General features: G+C 68.5%; 3 protein-coding genes. All 3 read right to left on the reverse strand.

The annotated features are described in order from the left end of the window. Position 1: 1 nt before the first annotated feature. The 3 genes from MRS60_RS32460 to MRS60_RS32470 are packed head-to-tail and all read right to left on the reverse strand — an operon-like array spanning position 2 to position 21,128. On the reverse strand, positions 2 to 13,417 hold the full coding sequence (locus MRS60_RS32460; protein WP_243567413.1) for a non-ribosomal peptide synthetase/type I polyketide synthase: 13,416 nt from the start codon (positions 13,415 to 13,417) through the stop codon (positions 2 to 4). Next, positions 13,414 to 16,737: a type I polyketide synthase gene (locus MRS60_RS32465; RefSeq protein ID WP_243567414.1), complete on the reverse strand. Its 3,324-nt coding sequence runs from the start codon at positions 16,735 to 16,737 to the stop codon at positions 13,414 to 13,416. Before MRS60_RS32465 ends, MRS60_RS32460 begins: the two co-directional genes overlap by 4 nt. Continuing rightward, positions 16,734 to 21,128, reverse strand: a complete 4,395-nt coding sequence (locus MRS60_RS32470; RefSeq protein WP_243567415.1) for a beta-ketoacyl synthase N-terminal-like domain-containing protein — start codon at positions 21,126 to 21,128, stop codon at positions 16,734 to 16,736. The genes MRS60_RS32465 and MRS60_RS32470 overlap by 4 nt, the downstream gene beginning before the upstream one ends. Positions 21,129 to 21,217: the final 89 nt, after the last annotated feature.

Consider the following 21,217-nt stretch of genomic DNA (forward strand, 5'->3'; position numbering starts at 1 on the left):
CTTAGAATGCGCTGAGTTCGACGGTGGGCTGGCGCGCTTCGGCGTGCAGCGCGCGTTGTCCCAAGGTCAGGTTCCGGATGCGAACGCCCGGATCGGCAAGCACTTCCCCGATGACGGACGTCAGTTCGTTGGCGAGGCCTTGCACCAGGGCCTCGCTGAACCGCCCGGCGTGATAGACGACGCTGATCGCGAGGCCCTCGGCGCGCGGCTCGGCCAGGAACCAGAAGTCCGTCGCGGCTTCCGGGTCCGCGCCCTGCAGGTCGTGGTCCGGCAGCTCGGCAATGCGCACTTGCCCCGCGTAGCGATCGACGGCGCCTTGTCGCTGGTTCTGCAGCGTCAGGCCGATGTCGAAGAGCGGATTGCGTCCCGCGACGCGTTTGATGTGCAGCGCGTCGAGCAGGCGATCCAGCGGATACAGCGGGTGCGAGAACGCTTCGATGGTGGTGTCCCGCACCCGGGTCAGCAGCGTATCGAAACGATCGTCGCCGGCGACGCGGTCGCGCAGCGCCAGCACGTTCAGATAGGGGCCGACCTGCGACTCGAGTTCGGGCAGCTCGCGGCCCGCGACCGGCGTGCCGACGACGATGTCCTCCTGGCCGGAACGGCGGTAGAACAGCGCCTTGATCGCGGACAGCAGCGCGATGAACAAGGTCGCGCCGTGGCGCTTGCCGAGCGATTCCAGCGCCGTCGTCTCGGCGGCGGGCAGTTCGAATCGCCAGGATTTCCAGCTCGGCGCGGCCGGCTGCTCGAGGTCGCCCGGCAGTTCCAGCGCGCGCAGGCCGCCGCCCAGCCTGGTCAGCCAGTATTCCTTCATGCGTTCGCCGTCCGGCCCGGCGAGCAGGCGGTTCAGCCAGCCGGCGTAATCCTTGTACTGGATCGGGAGTGCGGGCAACGGATTGTCGCGACGCTGGACGAACGCGTCATAGATCTTCGACAGGTCGTCGAGCAGCACCTCCGTGGACCAGCCGTCGCTGACGATGTGATGCATCGTGCAGATGCAGACGTGACGGACTTCCGAGAGTCTGAGCAGCTTGACGCGGAAGAGCGGACCGGTGGCGAGATCCATCGGCGCGAGCCGTTCGCTCGCATGGATCGACATGGCCTGCGCATCGCGGTCCTCGGCATCCTGCAGATCCACGACCTCGACCGCGAAGGCGGCTTCGCCGGGCGGCAGCACTTGCTGGACCGGCTGATTGCCTGCCAGCACGAAACGCGTGCGCAGGATCTCGTGACGTTCGCTCAACGCGCGGAACGCCCGCACGAGCGCATCCACGTCCAGCACGCCCTCGAACAGCAGGGACGTGGGCAGCGGCCCGCCGGCTTGCGCCGCATTGAGGCGATCCTGGACCCACAGCCGCGTCTGCGCGGGAGAGAGTTCGTAGTGCGCCTGCGCCGGCAGCGGCGTCACCGGCGCGTAATCGATCGGCTGCGTATCGGCGATGCGCTTCGCGAGGCTCGAAATGGTCGGGTGTGCGAACAGGCTGCGGATTTCCAGCTTCGCATGCAGATCGCGACGGATGCGCGCGACGACCTTCGTCGCGGACAGCGAATTGCCGCCCAGCTCGAAGAAATTGGCGGTCGTGCTGATCCGCGCCTGGCCGAGCACTTCCTGCCAGATCGCCGTCAACTGCGCTTCGAGCGCGTTGACGGGCGCAACGTGGTCCAGGCCGTCGCCGGGTTCGGGCAGCCTGGCGCGATCGAGCTTGCCGTTGGGCAGATGCTCGAACGCGGGCACGACGACGAACGCGGACGGCACCATGTAATCCGGCAGCCGCTGCCGCAGGTGGCCGCGTACCGCTTCGATCAGTTCGGCTTCGGGGTGCGACGAGTGCAGCCATGCGACGAGTCGCGCGCCGTCGTCCACGCCGCGCAGCGCCACGACAGCGGCGTCGACCAGCGGGTGCGAAGTCAGCGCGGCCTCGATTTCACCGGGTTCGATGCGCAGGCCGCGCAGCTTGATCTGGTGATCGATGCGGCCGAGGAACTCGACGTTGCCGTCGGGCCGGTAGCGCGCGAGATCGCCGGTGCGGTAGAGGCGTGCATGCGGGTCGGTGGAGAACGGATCGGCGATGAACTTCTCGGCGCTCAGCTCGGGCTCGCCGTGGTAGCCGCGTCCGACCGGCGTGCCGCCGATCAGCAGCTCGCCCGCCACGCCGACCGGCACGGGTTGCAGCTGCGCGTCGACGATGTAGAGGCGGGTGTTGGCGATAGGCCGGCCGATCGGCACGATGCGGTGCGGGTCGTCGCGCCGGCACTCCCAAGCGGTCACGTCGACGGCGGCCTCGGTGGGGCCGTAGAGGTTGTACAGCTTGGCGTCCAGGCGCTCGAGGCAACGCTGCTGCAGATCATAGGGCAGCGCCTCGCCGCTGCATACGACGCGGCGCAGCGACGCGCAGTGTGCATCGAGGTCCGGATGGTCGAGAAAGGCGCGCAGCATCGACGGCACGAAATGGACCGTGGTGATCCGTTCGCGCTCGATGAGTTCGACCAGGTAGTCGGTCTCGCGCTGGCCGCCGGGTCGGGCGAACACGAGGCGCGCACCGACGCTGAGCGGCCAGAAGAATTCCCAGACCGAGACGTCGAAGCTGAACGGGGTTTTCTGCAGCACGGACTCGTCGGCGCCGAGCGTGTAGGCATGCTGCATCCACAGGATGCGGTTGGTGATCGCGCGATGGGTGTTGAGCGCGCCCTTCGGCCTGCCGGTCGAGCCGGAGGTGTAGATCATGTAGGCGAGGTTGTCGCCGCTCAGCGCAGGCGCGGGGTTGGACGCGGGTGCGGCGTCGAGCTCGAGCGTGTCGCGATCGACGACGATCACGCGGGCGTCGGTGTTGGGCAGTGCGGCGAGCAGATGCTGCTGGGTGAGGAGCCAGCGCAACTGCGCGTTGTCGATCATGAAGCGCACGCGCTCGGCGGGGTAGTCGGGATCGACGGGGACGTAAGCGCCGCCGGCCTTGAGGATCGCGAGCAGCGCGACGATCATGTCGAGCGAGCGCTCCATCGCCACGCCGACGAGAGCATCGGGAACGACGCCGAGCTCGACGAGCCGATGGGCGAGGCGGTTGGCGCGCAGGTTGAGTTCGGCGTAGGTGAGCGAGGCGTCGTCGCAGACGGCGGCGACGGCGTCGGGCGTGCGCTCGACCTGTTGCTCGAACAGCCGATGCAGCGGTTGTGCCGCGGCATCGCCGAAATCCGTTTCGGTCCGGTTCCATTCGACGGTCAGCAGATCCCGCTCCGCCTCGCTCAGCAACGGCAACCGGGCAACGGCAGCCGACGCATCGTCCGTGACACGCATCAGCAAGGTCCGGTAGATGGCGAGGAAACGCTGCACCGTGCTCGCGTCGAACAGATCGGTGTTGTAGTCGCAATCGATCAGCAGTTCCTGCCCCGCGTCGAGCACGTTGACGTTCAGATCGAACGCGGTATAGCGGATCAGCGGGGCGACCAGGCCGACCGTCAGGCCGGGCAGTTCGGGCAGCGCCGACACGGGTTCGAGGTTGAAGACCGCCGATACCAGCGGCGCGGCGTTGAGATCGCGCTGCGCGCCGATTTCGCGGACCAGCTCGGCGAACGGATAATCCTGGTGCTCGAGCGCGTCGAGCAGGCTCTGGCGGGTGCCGGCCAGGAAGCTGGCCACGGTGGCCTGCTCGGGCAGCGTGGAGCGCAGCGGCAGCAGATGCGTGCAGTAGCCGGCGAGGCGATCGCTGCCGGCCACGGAACGGCCGGTCACCGGGATGCCGGTGACGACGTCCTGCTGGCCGGCGATGCGGTGCAGGAACATATTGAAGCCCGCGAGCAGCATCATGTAGAGCGTGCAGCCGTTCTGACGGGCGGCGGCGCGCAGCGACGCGGCCTCCGCCGCGTCCAGATGCACGGACACGCGCTCGCCGTGAAACGTCTTCACCGCGGGCCGCGGGTAGTCCAGCGGAAGATTCAGCGGTTCGGCCCGGCGCGCGCATTGCGCGAGCCAGTACGCGCGATTCGCCTTCGTTTCCGGGCTGTGGCGCTGGCCGTCGAGCTGCTTCAGGTACTCGCGGAACTGCAGCGGCGCCGCGGCCGGCGCAGCACCGGCATAAGCGCGGGCCAGATCCTCGAGCAGGATGCCGAACGTGGAGCCGTCACAGATGATGTGATGGGCCGTCATCACCAGCAGGTGACGCTCGCTGTCCAGGCGCACCAGCGCGGCGCGAAACAGCGGACCGTTCACCAGGTCGAACGGCTGGCGGCTTTCATGGTCCCGCCACGCGTCCTGGTCCGTGTCGATCAGCGGAATCCGAAGCTGCAGCGACGGATGCACGATCTGGCCCGACCCGTCCGGCGTCAACGTGGTGCGCAGCGCTTCGTGCCGATCGACGAGACCCTGGACGGCCGCGCGCATGGCGGCCTCGTCGAGCCGGCCATTCAGCTCGAGGGTGGTGTTGACGTTGTAGGCCAGCGATCCTTCGGGATCGACTTCCGACAGGATCCACAGCTGGCGTTGCGCTTCGCTCAGCGCGGCCACCGTGCCGTGCTTCGAGTGCGGCCGGATGAAACCGCCCCGGCGCAGGTCGGCGACGCTGTCCTTCACTGCCCGGATGAACCGGTCGATATCGGCATCCGTATGCGCGGTGGAGAGGAAGCAGGTGCGCCATTCCCAGATGTAGATGCCCTTTTCGAGCATGTGATAGAAGAACAGGTCGAGGTTCTCGGTGAATTCGAAGCGGAACATCGAGCCGAACCACGTCACCTTGATCGGCGCCTCGGCCTCCGCGAAGAACGCATTCAACGTCTCGGCGATTTGCGCGGTCCGTTCGTTGAGCGCGGCCTGCAGCGCCGGGCCTTCCTGTTCGATCTTCTCCAGCACGGCCAGCGCGGCCGCCATCGCGAGCGGATACTGGCAGAAGGTGCCGCCGAACGCGGTGCGGTCCGCGGCGGGGAACGAGTGGTCGCCGTAGGTCCACATGCCGCCGTCGATGGCGTCCATGAAGCGGCTGGTGCCGGCGATGACGCCCAGCGGCAGGCCGCCGCCGATGATCTTGCCGTACGTCGCGAGATCGGCCCGGATGCCGAACATGGCCTGGGAGCCGCCCGGATGGACGCGGAAGCCGGTGATCATTTCGTCGAAGATCAGCGCCACGCCGGCCTGCTCGGTGATGCGTCGCAGTTCCTTGAGGAATGCGACGGGCTGCAGGGACGGGTTGCGGCTCTGCACCGGCTCCACCATCACGGCGGCGAGGGTCGACGCCATGCCGCGAATGGCTTCGAGCGCGGCGTCGCTGCCGTAGTCGAGCAGGATCATGTTCTCGACCGAGCCGAACGGCACGCCGGGGGCGATGGTTTCCGTCACGCCTTCCGCGTTCGCCGCGGCGAGCGTGCCGTCGGCATGGCCGTGATACGAATGCGTGAACATCACGATCTTGTCGCGCCCGGTCACGGCGCGCGCGAGCCGCATGGCGGTCATGACCGCCTCGGTGCCGGTGTTCGAGAACGCCACGCGATCGAGACCGGTGACGCGGGCAAAGCGCGCGGCCACTTCGCCGACGAGGCTGGAGCGCGCGCCCAGTTCGAGCGGGCGCTGCCATTCGCGGGTGACCTGCTGCTGGATGAAGTCCGGCGTGTGGCCGAACAGATGCACGCCGAAGCCCATCGTGAAATCGATGTACTCGTTGCCGTCGATGTCCCACAGCCGCGAACCGGCAGCGCGATCGCCGACGATCGGATACAGCATCTCCTTGGTCGAAAAGCGGAAGCCGACCGTGGCACGGCTGTCGGCCAGCACCGGGCGCGACGCCTGCACCGAGTCCTTCGATTTCCGGGTGCGCGTCGTGTAGCGCACGATCAGCGCTTCGAGATGCTCCTGCTGCACGGCGGACAAGCCGCGCGCCCGCTGTTCGACCGGGCTGCCCCACGGCATCATCGGCCTGGGCGGCCGATCGTCCGCCGCGGCCGCGGCCGCAGCTGCAGCTGCAGGCGCGGGCTTCGCTGCTGGCGCGGCGGCCAGGGCCGCGGTCGCGGCCGTGGGTGCGACGCTCGCCGTGCTCGCGACGGCTTGCGCGGCGACCGTCGTCGGCCGGACGCCGGCCTGGCCGGTCAGCGACGTGCGCAGCAGTTCCATCTGCTGGCTCATCACGCGGGACAGCAGCTGATTCTGCTCCCGCAACACGCGCTCGACCGTGGAGCCGCCTTCGGCCGCCACCCATTCCGCCGGGGCGGCGGCGAGCGGCGCAAGCACCTCCGCGGACTGCGCGACCGCGACCGCCGCCGTGGACGGCCCTGCGACGGACTCGGACTCGGCCTCGGACGGCGCGGCGGCCGCCGGCAGATTGTCCGCGACATACTCGGCGAGCGCCTGCACCGTCGCCAGGTCTTCGAAGAAGCGGCGCATGGCCAGCTTCACGCCGTACTGCTTCTCGATGTGCCGGATGGCCTCGATCAGCACGATCGAGTCGGCACCCATCTCCAGGAACGGCAGGTCGATGTTGATGGTGGCGGGATCGGCCTGGATCAATTCGCCGATCTTGCCGCGAAGCCATTCGAGAACCTCGCCGCTACGGTTGTGCGTCGGCGTTGCGGCGATGGGTGATGCGCTTGTCTGAGTCATGGACGTGTCCGCTTTCTGGAACCAGGTACGGCTGCGTTGGAAGGGATAGGACGGCAATGCGACGCGCGTGGGCGCGGGTGTTTCGGTCGAGGCCCAATCGACATCGACGCCGCGGGCATACAGGCTCGACAGCGTTTCGACCAGCGCTTGCTGCTCGGCTTGCGGCCGCTGCAGGCCGAGGAACTGGATCCCGGCGTCCGGTGCACAGCACGCGCGGGCCAGGTTGACGAGCACCGGCTTGGGGCCGATTTCGACCAGCACGTTGAACCCGGCTTCTGCGAGGCGCTCGACGCTGCTCGCGAACTGCACCGGCTCCCGGCAGTGACGGCGCCAGTACGCGTCGGTCGGCGCCTCGTCCATCACGGCGCCCGTGAGATTCGAATAGAACGGGATCGCCGGGCGCGCGACGCGCACGGCTTTCGCGACGGCCTGGAAGCTGTCCAGCATCGGCTCGACCAGCGGCGAGTGGAATGCGTGCGACGTATTGAGCAGCACGGACCGGATGTCCTGCGCAGCGAACGCGTCGACCAGCATCGCGATGCGCTCGCGCCTGCCGGAGATCACGATGCTCGCCGGACCGTTGACGGCCGCCACCGCGACGTCGTGCGGACAGGCTTCGATCGCGCGCTCGACCGTCGCGAGGTCGGTGAAAATGGCCGCCATCTCGCCGTCGCGGGGCAACGCCTGCATCAGCCGGCCGCGTTCGGCGATCAGCCGCAGGCCGTCTTCCGGCGAGAAGACGCCGGCCGCGCAAGCCGCCGCGTACTCGCCGACGCTGTGGCCCATCACGGCGTCGGGCACCACGCCGAACGACGCCAGCAACGTGGTGAGCGCGAACTGCATCGAGAACAGGGCCGGCTGGCTGTAGCCGGTCTGGTGGATCTCTTCGCCCTGGGCGGACAAAACATCGAGCAACGGTTTGTCGAGCAGCGGATCGGCCACCGCGCGGCAGCGGTCGATGGCGTTGCGGAACACCGGATACGCGTCGTACAGACGGCGGCCCATGCCGGCGTATTGCGAGCCCTGGCCGGTGAACAGGAATGCCATCTTCACGCGGGGGGCGGGCTGCGCCGCGCCGGCGGGTTCCTTCGCCTGGAACGCGCGCAGCTTGTCGATGGCGTCCTCGAGCGACGTCACCGGCAGCGCCAGCCGATGCGCGAAATGCGAGCGGCCGGTCGCCGCCGAAAACGCCACGGCCGCGATATCGAGACCGGGTTCGGCTTCGAACCGCCGCTGATAGCGCCCGGCAAGCGCTCGCAATGCCGCCGGCGTCTTGGCCGACAGCACCAGCGGATGCACCTTGTGTTTCGACGGCGTCGCCGGCCGCGCCGGCGCGGGTGCTTCTTCCAGCACCAGGTGGGCATTGGTGCCGCTCGCGCCGAACGCGCTGACGCCGGCTCGCCGCGGCCGCTCGCCGCGCGGCCACGCGCTCGCCTCGGCGCAGATCTCGATCGGCAGCGCGTCCCACTGCACCAGCGGGCTCGGGTGGCGGAAATGCAGGTGGGCGGGAAGGCGGTCGTGGTTCAGCGACAGCACGACCTTGATGACCCCCGCGATGCCGGCAGCGGATTCCGTGTGGCCGATGTTGGTTTTCACCGAGCCGACGCGCAGCCGCCGGCCCCCGTCGCGGCCTTCGCCGAACACCGTCGCCAGCGCCTGCACCTCGACGGGATCGCCCAGCGGGGTGCCGGTGCCGTGCGCTTCCACGTAATCGATGGACGCGGCGGGAAGCCCGCCCAGCGCCTGGCGGATGACGGCTTCCTGCGCGCGTCCGTTCGGCGCGGTAAAGCCGCTCGACGCGCCGTCGTGGTTGACGGCCGAGCCGCGCAGCACGGCCAGCACGCGATCGCCGGCGGCGAGCGCATCGGACAGGCGCTTGAGCACCAGCGCGCCGCAGCCTTCGCTGCGCACGAAGCCGTCCGCCGCCGCGTCGAAGGTCTTGCAGCGGCCGTCCGGCGCCAGCGCCCGCGTGCGCGAGACGGCGATGGAGTTGTCCGGCGACAGGATCAGATTGACGCCGCCCGCAATCGCGAGATCGCACTCGCCGCTGCGGAGATTCTGGCTGGCGGTATGGATCGCGGTGAGCGACGACGAGCAGGCGGTGTCGATCGCCATGCTCGGCCCCTGCAAGCCCAGCCCATAGGAGATGCGGCCGGCCGCCGTGTTGAGCGGATTGCCGGTGAAGAAATAGCCGTCGATGCCGCTGCCGCCGCCGTTGCGAAGCTGCAGGTTCGCGTAATCGTTGGTGGTGATGCCGACGAAGACGCCGGTCCGGCTGCCCTTGAGACTGTCGACGGGAATGCCGGCATGCTCCAGCGCTTCGTGACTGACTTCGAGCAACAGGCGCTGCTGCGGGTCCATCGCGGCCGCTTCGCGCGGCGTGATACGGAAAAAGGCCGGATCGAACTGATCGACGTCGTCGAGAAAACCGCCGAAGCGGCAAACCATCCGCCCCGGCGCTTCCGGATCGGGATCGTAGTACGCGTCGACATCCCAGCGCTCGCGCGGCACTTCGGAGATCGCATCCACCCCGTCGTTCAGCAACCGCCAATAGGCGTCGAGATCGTGCGCGGCGCCCGGAAACCGGCAGCTCATGCCGACGATCGCGATCGGTTCCGGCGTGCCGGCCTCGCGCGCCTCGATGGCCGGCGCGACCGCCCGCGGCTGCGCCGGCACGGCCTGCGTCGGCGCCGCGTGCGCGTCCGGCGCGGTACCGGACGACTGCTCCGCCAGGAAATCCGCGAGCGCGTTGACCGTCGGATGATCGAACAACAGCGCGACCGACAACGGGATGCCCAGCGCTTTTTCGAGGTGCGTGCGCACGTCCAGCGCCATCAGCGAATCCATGCCCATCTCGAAGAAGCCGAGGTCGCGATCCAGCGTCCCCGCTGCGTAGCCGAGCACCTGGGCAACCGCGCGATCGATGCTGTCCGCCAGCAGGCGCTTTCGCTCGCGCGGCGATGCGTCGCTCAACGCCGGCATCGCCGGCGCGCGTGGCGGGCTTTCGCCCACCCGCACGCGATCGAGGAACGGCTTGGGTCCGCGCGCCTCGTAGGAGCCCTGGAACAGCGCCAGGTCGATATCGACGACCGCCACCTGGGGCACGGCGGGGAGGTGATCCAGCACGTCGAGCGCGCGATCCGCCGCCAGCGAGCGGATGCCGACACGCCGCAGCAGTGCTTCCGCGTCGGGGAACGTCATGCCGCCTTGCGCCCAGGGCCCCCAGTTCACGCTCAGGGCCGGCAGGCCCCGGCTGCGGCGATGATGCGCGAACGCGTCGAGGAATCGATTCGCGGCACTGTAGTGCGCCTGCTCGCGCGAACCCCACGCGGACGCGATCGACGAAAACAGGATGAAGAAATCGAGCGGGAAGTGCTCGCTTTGCTGATGGAGCAGCCACGTGCCGGCGACCTTGGGTTGCAGGACCGCGTCCAACTCCTCGCGCCCGACCTGCATGATCGGCTTGTAGCCGACGATGCCGGCCGCATGCACGATGCCCCGCAGCGGCACGCCGTCGCGCCGGAGCGCAGCAAAAAAATCGGTGACCGCCACCGGGTCGGCGATATCGACGCGCTCGCAGCGCAGCGACACGTTCCGCTCACGCAGCTCGGCGATCGCCCGCTGGCTCTCGTCGCTCGCGGCCCCTTGCCGGCCGACCAGGATCAGCGTGCCCGCACCGCGCGCCGCCAGCCACCGGGCGGTGTGCAGCCCGAGCGCGCCGAACCCGCCGGTGATCAGGTAGGCCGCGTCCGGTTCGACCCGCAGCGCGGCCGTTTCGGCTTGCGCGAGCGGGCTCAGGCGCGCGACATGGCGCGCGCCGTGCCGCAACGCCACCTGTTCTTCGCGGCTCTCGCCGAGCATCTCCTGAAGCAGCGCCTGCGTCTCGTCCTCCGGCGCGGCCGGATCGAGATCGATCGCGGTTTCGAACCATTCCGGATGCTCGATCATCGCCCCGCGTGCCAGGCCCGACAGCGCAGCCTGTGCGAACCCCGATACGAGCGGCGCGTCGCCGGCTTCCACCGCGTCGCGCGTGACGACCCGGATCCTGGGCCGGGTCGAAGGCGTCCACTCGCGCTCGCTGCCGACCAGCGCGTGCACGAGATGCAGCAGGGCAGTGGACATGCGCGTCTCGCCGACGGCTTCGTCCAGCGCCCATAGAAAGACGATGCGCTGGCCGGGGGCGGCAGTCTCGTTCAGCAAGCGGACGAAATCGTCCGGCCGCTCGGGCGCGATCTGCCGGCCGGCTTCCGCGCCGACGCCATAATCAAGGCCGGGGCGCACCAGCGAGCAGGATGCGCCGCGCTCGCGCAGCAGCGCCGCGAGCCGTTCGCCGACACCGCGCTCGTCCGCGAAGATCAGCCACGGCGACGCGTCGGCGGCGAACCGGGCCGCCGGCAACGCGGCCTGCGGCTCCCACACCACGTGATAGAGCGGGGGGGCGGTCGGAGCGGCGGTTTCGGCAGGGGCGAACGCAGTCCTGAGCAAGTCCGGAAAGGCGTTCAGCACGTCCTCCGAGTACTTGCCGGACGACTTGAGGTGCCGCAACGCTGCGTCGATGCTGCCGGCATCCATGCCGACGATCGGCGACGGGATCTTCTCCAGGCTGAAGCGCTGCCGCTCGAACGGGTAGTTCGGCAGGGTCGTGGCGGGCTGGGCGGGCGCCGGGAACAGCGCGCTCCAGTCGAACTGCCAGCCCTGCACGTACAGCACCGCGAGTGCGCGCTCCAGTGCATCGCCGGCGCATGGCGGCGGCAGCCAGCCGTCGGCGAGCCCCTCCGGCGTGTGCGGCGCGTCGGCTTGCTCCGACGCCCCGGCAAGCTGCAGCCAGTACTGCGGATGCGTCACCTCGTCGGTCACTTCGGTACCGAGACAGCCGGAGATCAGGCGGACCGACGGCCGTGCGAGCGGCGTGTCCTGAAGCGCGGCGCGCAACGCTTCGGCATCCGACCGGGCGGCCACGAGGCGCAGCGCGTCGGCAACGCTCACGACGCCCGCCACGCAGGCCGCGACATATTCGCCGACGCCGTGGCCCGACACGACGGACGGGTGGATGCCCCAGCCCTTCCACAGTTCCGCCCACGCGAACTGGATCGCGAAGTGGCCCGCGTCGGTATCGAGGGCTTCCAGCGGCACCGAGCAGCGCGCGAACGCGTCGCGGAACAGCGGTTCCGACGCGTGAAGCTCGCGCGCGACGCCGGTGTCCGGCGCGCCGAACCTGAAGCCCATGCGCAACGCCTTGCCCGTGCGCGCCGCTGCCGCCGACGCTTCCTTCACGCCCGACACATAGGCCGCGCGAAACGGATAGTGACTCCGTCCGGTGGCCGCGGCGCGGCAGATGGCGGCCAGCTCCCGCGGCGTCGCGCCGTCAATCGCGCGCTCGTAGCGTTGCGCGAGCGCCGCCAGCGCCGCTTCGGATTTGGCCGACAGCAGCAGCAGCCCGCGCTGCGCGGCGTGCGCCGGCGCGACGGGCGGTTCCTCGACGATCGCGTGCGCATTGGTGCCGCTGAATCCGAACGCGCTCACCCCGGCGATTCGCCTGCGTTCCCCGCGCCGCCACGCGACCGGATCGGCCGCGACGCGGATCGGGATGTCCTGCCACGGCGTATGCGGATTGGGCTGCGTGAAATGCAGGTGCGCCGGAATCCGGTCGTGCTCGAACGACAGCAGGACCTTGATCAGGCCGGCGATGCCGGAGGCCGATTCCAGATGCCCGATATTGGTCTTGACCGAACCGATCACGAGCGGCTCGGTCGCTGCGCGCCCGGGGCCGTAGACGCCGGCCAGCGCTTCGACCTCGATCGGGTCGCCGAGCGACGTCCCGGTACCGTGGGCCTCGACATAGGAGACGTCGCCGGGCGCGAGGCCGGCCTGGTTCAGTGCGCGGCGGATCACCCGTTCTTGCGAATCGCGGCTCGGAACGGTCAGGCCGCCGCCCGCACCGCCCTGGTCGACCGCCGTGCCGCGCACGATGCCGAGCACCCGGTCGCCGTCGGCGAGCGCGTCGGCGAGGCGCTTGAGCACCACCATGCCGCACCCTTCGCCGCGCACATAGCCGTCCGCCGCCGCGTCGAAGGTCTTGCAGCGTCCGTCCGGCGACAGCATCCGCGCTTGCGAGAAACTGACCATCACCTCGGGCGACAGCATCAGGTTGACGCCGCCCGCGAGCGCCATGTTGCTTTCGCGCGAGCGCAGGCTTTCGCAGGCCAGGTGCAGGCAGACCAGCGACGACGAGCAGGCGGTATCGATCGCCATGCTCGGGCCGGTGAGGCCCAGCACGAACGACAGCCGGCCCGCGGCCATGTTCAGCGCGCTGCCCGTGCCGGCGTAGCTGCTCGACGGCATCGACGCATTGGACACCTGGATCGCATGATCGAAGCAGGTAATGCCGACGTACACGCCGGTGGCGGACTGCCGGAAGCGCTCGGGCGCGAGATGGGCGTTCTCGAGCGCCTCCCAGGCCACTTCGAGCAGGAGCCGTTGCTGCGGATCGAGGTAGGTCGCTTCGCGCGGCGCGATCCCGAAGAACGCCGCGTCGAATTGATCCACACGTTCGAGAAAGGCGCCGTGGCGAGTCGCCATCTTGCCGGGCGTGGCCGGATCGGGGTCGTAATAGCGATCGATGTCCCAGCGTTCGCCCGGCACTTCGGTGACGGCATCGCGCGCGTCATCGAGCAATTGCCAGAACGCGTCCGGCGTATCGCTGCGGCCGGGGAAGCGGCAAGCCATGCCGATGACCGCGATCGGCTCGTTGCGGTCCGAACGCAGCGCCGCGATTTCCGCGCGCCGCAGGCGCAGTTCGTCGAGCGCGGCTTTCAGTGCATGCGTGGCCTTGGCGTTCATTGGGCGCCGATCTCCTGGGCAATCAGTTCGGAAAGGTCGTCTTCGTCAAGGTCTTCGGATGCTTCGTCGACGACAGGAGCAGGAAGCGAAGGCGACAGTTCGTTGAGCACGTATTGGGCGAGCGTTTGCAGGTTCGGATAGGAAAAGAACAGCGTCGCGCGAAACGGCCTGCCGAACACCTTGGTGAGGCGGTCGGTCAGTTCGAGCGCGATCAGCGAATCCAGGCCGAGATCGAGCAGCGATTGCTCGGGCGCAATGGCGTCGGTGCTGGAGAGCCGCAGCGTCTCGGCCAGCATCTTCGCGAGCGTGTCGGTGATGAGCTCGATCCGCTCGCGCGGCGCGCACGCATGCAGCTGGCGCAGCAATGCCGTCTCCTGCTGTGCAGGCTGCGCAGCCGGTTGCGCGAGTTCGGAAAACAGCGCCGACCCGGCGGCCGGCGCATCGACCCGGAACAGGGTCGGCCAGTCGATGCGCGCCACCCCGGACTGGGCGACGCCCGACGCCATCAGCCGTTCCAGCGTCGCGATGGCCAGTTCGGGCGGCAGCGTGCCGACGCCGAGCGCAGCCAGTTGCTCGTGCGCGCGCCGTCCGTAGTCGGTGGCGGCATGGCCGATGTCCGCCCACGGCCCCCAATTGACGCTGAGCCCCGGTTTCCCCTGCGCGCGCCGATGCTGCGCGAGGGCGTCGAGGAAGCTGTTCGCCGCCGCGTAGTTGCCCTGGCCCGGCATGGTGATCAGCGCGGCCATCGACGAGAACAGGACGAAATGGTCGAGCGGCAGATCGGCCGTCAGTTCGTGCAGATACCAGGCGCCATCGGCCTTGCCGCTTCCGGCGCGATGGAAGAAATCGTCGTCCTGGCGCGTCAGCAGCGCATCGTCGAGTGCGCCCGCGAGGTGAAAGACCCCCTTGAGCGGCGGCATCGAATCTGCGATTTCATCGAGCGCTTGCGCGACGTCCTCGCGACGCGACAGGTCGGCGCGAACGAACCGCGCGTCGAGCGTCCGCAGGATTTTCTCGGCTGCCGGGGAGGGCGCGCCGCGCCCGAGCAGTACGACTTTGCCGGCGCCGTTGGCGGCGAGCCAGGACGCGAGCCGCAGGCCGAGCCCGCCGAGCCCGCCGGTCACCAGATAGGTCGCGTCATGGTGGAACCTGATCGGACGGTGGCTGACGAATTCGCGATCGTCGCGGGCGATACGCGCGACGTAGCGCTGTCCGCGGCGAAACGCGATCATGTCTTCCCTGCCGCCAGCCTGTACCGCTTGCACGATGTGCGCCGCCGACGGCTGCGCGGGATCGAGGTCGACCAGCCCGCCCCACATCGCCGCATGCTCGACGGCGATCGCGCGGCCCAATCCCCACAGGGGCGCCTGCGCGACGGCGGTCGATTCGCCGTCCAGCACATTCATCGCACCCGACGTCACCAGCCACAGACGCGCCTGCCGGGCTGCCGGTGCACGTGACGCCAGCGTCCTGACCAGTTGCAGCACGCTCGCGCTGGCACGCCGTCGCGCCGCGATGTCGGCGGGCGCGAGATCGAGACTCCACAGGTGAACGATGCCCTTCAGCGGCCGGTCGAGCGCGGGCAGTTCCGGCGTCGCGTCGGCGAAGCGCAGCGTGCACGTATCGCCGGCGCTCTCCAGCAGGCCGGACAGTTGCGCGCCGACGCCGCCACGGTCCGCGAGAATCAGCCACTCGCCCTGCGCCGAACCGCCGGTTGCCGCGTCGACGCTCGACGGTCTCCACACGCGCCGATAAAGCAGCGCGGACAAATCGTGCCGCTCGACGGTTCGCCTGGAACGCACATGCTGCAACCGCAGCGCATCGATCTCGATCAGCAGTCGCCCGGCGAGGTCATGGACGCGGATATCGCCCTCCAGCGCGCCGTGCCCGCTCGGCTTGCGCAGCGTGGCGTGACTCCACGCATCTGCCGACGACGGCGGCTGATGAACACGTACCGCGCCGATCGAACTGGGCAGGTACAGGTCGCCCGCCTCCAGCGCGTCCGGATCGATCGCGGCGGCGAGCACGCGGCTGCACGCGTCGAGAAAAGCGGGGTGCACCTGGTATTGCGACGATGCCAGCGCGTCCGCCGGCAGGCTGATTTTCCCCAGCGCCTCGCCGGCCGTGCGCCAGATCTGCTGGATGGCGTTGAACACGCCGTCGATCTGCACGCCGTGCTGCCGGATTTCGCCATTGAAGTCGGCGCCCGAAGTCGTTTCGGTGCAGCGGGCCTGCACCGCGGCGGCATCGAATCTCGTCGGCGCGGCGGCTCGCCTGGGGGCGCACATCTCCCGGAGTCGACGCAACTGCGGAAGATTGCCGAGGATCAGCTCGACCGGCGGACCGAAATCGAGCAGGCAGGCCACTTCATCCACGCCGATCGACTCGAGATCCCGCACGAGTTCGACGCAGGTTTCCGGCGTGCCGATGAGGCCGCGCGATTGCGCGAAGCGTTCATAGAGAAACTCGACGAACTCGTCCAGCTCGCGCGCGCTCATCGCGCGCACGTCCACCGACTGGCCGCGGCTCTGCGCCAGCCCGTTCAACAGCCCGATATTGCTGCGGATGTAGTTGCAGAACGGCGCGCGCGCCTGCTCGCGCACCCGCACCGCATCGTCGCCGACGAACGTGTGCAGCATCACGGACACGGTGCCGGCCGCCGGATCGAAGCCGTGTTTTGCGCGCGCGTCGCGGTAAAGGGCGATCTTGTGCGCGAGCTGGTCCCGATCCTGGTCGAGCACGTGGGTCAGCAGGTTCGCGCCGGCTTCACCGGCGCGCACGAAGGTCTGCGGATTGCTCGCGGCAGTCACCCAGACCGGCAGTTCCGGCTGCACCGGCGTCGGATAGATGCGCAACTGCACCGGCTTGCCGACGCCATTGCGCGCATCCAGCGTACCGCCGCGCCACAGATGCTGGACGGCGCGCATCGTGGTCAGCATGTCGTCCTGCCGGCTCGCATATTTGTCCGGCGCGAACACGAAGTCGTCCGGATTCCATCCGGACGCGAACGACACGCCCACGCGGCCGTTCGACAGGTTGTCCACCATCGACCATTCTTCCGCGATCCGGATCGGGTTGTGCAGCGCTGCGACCACGCTGCCCGCGACCAGCTTCACGCGTTGGGTGGCAGCGGCAAGCGCGGCGTGCAGGACAGCGGGATTCGGGTACAGCGAGCCGAATTCGGTGAAATGGCGCTCCGGCACCCAGACGCTGGAAAACCCGTTCGCATCGGCGAAACGCGCGCTTTCCATCACGAGCTGGTACTTGTTGCCGGACAGCGCCTCTTCACTGCTGGCGAAGAACATCAGGCCGAATTTCATGCGTGGCTCCGATCCGATTCGTGAATTTCGGCACTCGCGCACATCTGCCATGTCGCGGCGGCGCTGGTGTCGTCGATCCGGTGATAGACGGCAAACGAAAACGGTCCCCAGGACTGGCGGCTCAGCACGGTCTGCACGGTGCGCGATTCATGCGGATGCAGCGGCAACGGCGCATGCAGTGCGAGGTCCTTCAACGTGGTATGGCTGGCGGCGCCGATTTCCGAAGTTGCCGCCAGCGCCATTTCCACGTAAGCGGAATAGGGCAGCACGGGCGATCCCTTGACGCGATGACCGCTGAGAAAGGTGGCTGCCGGAGCGTCAAGACGCGACTGCCAGATCCACGTGGCCGGCGAATGCGCGTGCGGCTCCATGAGGCGCCCGAGCAACGGATGCCGAGGCGCGCGTGGACTGATCCAGAAGCCGCGACGCTCGAACGGGTAGGTCGGCAGGGCGAGCCGGCGGCGCGGTGCGTCCTGCTCCACGGCATCCCAGTTGATGGACGCGCCGCGTACGTAGAGCTCGGCGAGCGTGTGCAGGATCGTGTCCCACGCGGCCGCGTGCGCGCCGATTTCGATCACGATGCCGGGGTTTCCCGCCGCACCGCCGTCCGGCGCCTGCGGCACGCCCGCCAGCGAGGCTGCGGCGCGATGCCCGTCGCCCGTGCTGCTGACGGCGCCCGGCGTAATGCCGAAGGACATCCACAGTTGCGCCAGCGCGCACTGGAATGCCGTGAACCCGGCTTCGGCGCAGGCCTCGGATTGTTGCTGCAGCAGCGCGCCGAAGGCGGGGCTGGTCGAACGCAATTGCCGAACCGCGTCGGCGCTGCCGCCGTCGTCGGCGCAAAAGTGGAAGGTCACCGCAGGCGGTGTTTCGGCGGGCTCGCCGGCCGAAACGGCGTCCAGTTGCGAACGCAACGTATCGAGACTCGATGCGACGATCGCCGCTCGCCGCGTGAAGTGGGTGCGCCCGGTATTTGCCGTGAACGCGACATCCCGCACACGGACCTCGGGATGGGCGTCGAGATACGCCGCATAGGACGCCGCCAGCGCTTGCAACGCTTCGGGCGTGCGCGCGGAGAGCGTCACGACGCGCGCCGCCGAGTCGGCTTCGATCTCCGCGGGCCGTGGGGCTTCCGACAGGATCATGTGCGCATTGGTGCCGCCGAAGCCGAACGAACTCACACCGGCCATGCGCGGCCCGTGTTCCCGATGCCACGGCGTGACCTGCTGCGGAATACGGAAGGGCGTGCCGTCGAGCGCGATTTGAGGATTGATCGACCGGAAATGGAGGTTCGGCGGAATGGCACGATGGTGTAGCGCAAGGGCGGTCTTGATCAGGCTGGCGATGCCTGCCGCCGACTCCAGATGGCCGATGTTGGTCTTGACCGAACCGATCCAGCAGTGATCGTCCGGCCGACGAGATTCGCCCAGGACCGCCGTCAGCGAGTTCAACTCGATCGGGTCTCCGAGCGGCGTTCCCGTACCGTGCGCTTCGACGAAGCCGATGTCCTGCGCGCGTACGCCGGCATCGTGCAGCGCACTGCGAATCACGGCCTGCTGGGCCGGGCCATTGGGCGCGGTCAGGCCATTGCTGCGCCCGTCCTGATTCACCGCCGAGCCGCGGATCACGGCGAACACGGTGTCGCCGTTCTCGCGCGCATCGTCGAGACGCTTGAGCAGCACCATGCCCACGCCTTCGCCGCGCACGTAACCGTTGGCTGCCGCATCGAACGCCTTGCATCGGCCGTCCGGCGAAAGCATGCCCGATTGCGTGAAGGAGGCGCTCAATTGCGGCGCCAGAATCAGGTTGACCCCGCCGGCAAGCGCCGCATCGGACTCGCCGCGCTGCAGCGCGCGGCACGCCTGATGAACCGCGACGAGCGACGACGAACACGCGGTATCGACCGCCCAGCTCGGGCCGCGCAAATCGAGCGTGTAGGAAATGCGGTTGGCGGCGACGCTGAGTGCATTGCCGGTCGCGACATAAGGGCCGACATCCGCGACTTCTTCCTGCGCCAGACGGATGTAGTCCGAATTGCTGATGCCCACGATGACCGCGGTGCGTCCGCCGACGAGACTCCGGGGCGCGATCCCCGCATGCTCGAGCGTCTCCCACGCAACCTCGAGAAGCAGACGCTGTTGCGGATCCATCGATTCGGCTTCGCGAGCGCTGATGCCGAAGAACGCCGCATCGAACAGGTCGACCTGTTCCAGCAGCCCGGTGGGCGGAAGGTCGCCGGCGCGCTGCTGCGACGCGCCGACCGCGTCGCGGCCCTGCAGCAGCAGCTGCCAGAATGCGTCGGGGTGACTGGCGCCGGGGAAACGGCATCCCATGCCGACGATGGCGATATCCGCGCGTGCTTCGGCTGAACCGGGCGCCTGGCCCGGCATGGCATTCCCGGTGCCGCTCAAATGGCGCGCCAGCAGGGCAATACTCGGAAAATCGTAGACGACGGTAGGGGAAACCGGCCGCCCGAGCCAGTCCTGCAACTCGCCCGAGAGCATGATGGCGTCCTTCGAATCGAGCCCATAGATGCTGAACGGCGCGTCGAGGTCGATATTGCCGGAATCGATTCCCGACAGACGCGAGACACGCTCGACGCACCATTGCACCAGCGCTTGCGTGTCGCGTGCCGCTGCCGCGGAGGGCGCGACCTCCGCGGAAAACGAACGCCGCCACTCGCCCGCGATCGCGAGCCCCTGTCCGTCGAGGAATGCCTGTCTGATTCGGCTCCGCTGGATTTTTCCGCTGGACGTGCGCAGGATCGTGGCGGGCTTCAACAGGACCGCCGCATACAGATCGACGTCATGCTCTTCGGCGAGCTTGCGCCGGATCTCCGCGGCGACGGCTTCGGCGTTCAGCGTGTTGAGCGCTTCCCGGCGCACTTCGCATGCGATGACGACCCGCTCCACGTCATCGACGTTGATCGAGAAAGCCGCCGACGCGTTGGGCGCCAGCGCGGGGTGGCTTCCTTCGGCGGATTGCTCGAGATCCTGCGGGTAGTGATTGCGGCCGGCGACGATGATGAGGTCTTTCAAACGGCCGGTGACGAACAGGTTATCGCCATCGACGAAGCCGAGATCGCCGGTGCGCAGGTAACGCGCGTCATCGCCATCCAGCTTCGCGCGAAAGGTGTGCTCCGTTTCGTCGACGCGGTTCCAGTAGCCGACACCGACGCTCGGGCCCGTCAACCAGATTTCGCCGATCCGGTCGGGCGGGCAGCGCTCACCGGTATCCGGATTCACGATCTGCAGGCGGTGCTCCGCCCAGGTCCGACCGCATGAGACCAGCGCGTGGCGCTTGCCGCGCTCGCTTCTCGTCGCCACGCCTTGTGCGAGGCCGTCGGCGTCGTAGTCCGCCACGAGCGGCAGCGAGCGTGCCGGCTGACCGGAGATGAACAAGGTCGCCTCGGCCATGCCGTAGACCGGGCGCATGGTTTGCGCGTGGAAGCCGCACGCGGCGAATGCGCGCGAAAAACGTGCCACCGACTCCGCGCGCACCGGTTCCGCGCCGTTGAATGCAACCCGCCAGCTGCTCAGATCCAGCTGCGCGCGGGCTTCATCGGATATCTTGCGCGCGCACAGGTCATACGCGAAATCAGGCGCGGCGCAATGCGTGCCGCGATACTTCGTGATTGCCTGCAGCCAGCGGAGGGGTTTCTGCACGAACGCCGCGGGCGCCATCAGCACCGACAGCACACCGAGATAGATCGGCAGCAGCACCTTCCCGAAGAAACCCATGTCGTGAAACACCGGGAGCCAGCTGACGAACACCGCCGACGCATCGGCATCGCTCGCCTCGGCGATGACCGCCATATTGCTCAGGATGTTCGCGTGGCTGATCATCACGCCTTTTGGCGTACCGGTGGAGCCTGACGTGTATTGCAACAGCGCCAGCGCCTGCGGCGTGATGTCCGGTGCGCGCCATTGCTCGGCCGGTGCGTCGAAGCCCTGGTCCGTCGCCAGGATCTTCAGTTCCAGCGTGTCGGAATAGCCGTCCGCGTGATGCACGATGCCGTCGAGCGTGGCTGCGTCGGTCAGCGCGACGACCGGCACGGCGTCGGCGACGATGGCCTTGAGACGATCCGCCGGACGATGCCTGCGCGGAGGATAGGCAGGCACGCCGATCAGGCCGGCGTACAGGCATCCCACCCATGCGCAGATGAATTCCAGTCCGGGCGGATAGACCAGAAGGACGCGATCGCCCGGTTGCGCCATGCGTTGCAGCCTGGCGGCGATGCCGCGAGCCCGCTTGTCCAGGTCGCCGAACGTGAGTCGAGTCAGTTCCGATTCGCCGTTCTCGAGAAAAATGAATGCCGTCTTCTCCGGTTCGACCTTGCCGCGAAATATCAATATTTCTGTAACAGTCCTGAATTTTGTATCGGGAAGCATACTCAACCTTCGTTGTCTGCCAAACGTTGAATTCCTCAGGACCAGTTGCGGCGATCCCGCCAAGCTTGCTTGCTGAATTGGATGGTATT

This window comes from Burkholderia pyrrocinia (genome assembly GCF_022809715.1).
Lineage (GTDB): Bacteria > Pseudomonadota > Gammaproteobacteria > Burkholderiales > Burkholderiaceae > Burkholderia > Burkholderia pyrrocinia_C.

Excerpts from the sequence above, each read along its gene's own strand:
- MRS60_RS32465 (WP_243567414.1), bottom strand. The coding sequence starts at position 16,737 with ATGAAATTCGGCCTGATGTTCTTCGCCAGCAGTGAAGAGGCGCTGTCC.
- MRS60_RS32470 (WP_243567415.1), bottom strand. The coding sequence starts at position 21,128 with ATGCTTCCCGATACAAAATTCAGGACTGTTACAGAAATATTGATATTT.
- MRS60_RS32460 (WP_243567413.1), bottom strand. The coding sequence starts at position 13,417 with ATGAACGCCAAGGCCACGCATGCACTGAAAGCCGCGCTCGACGAACTG.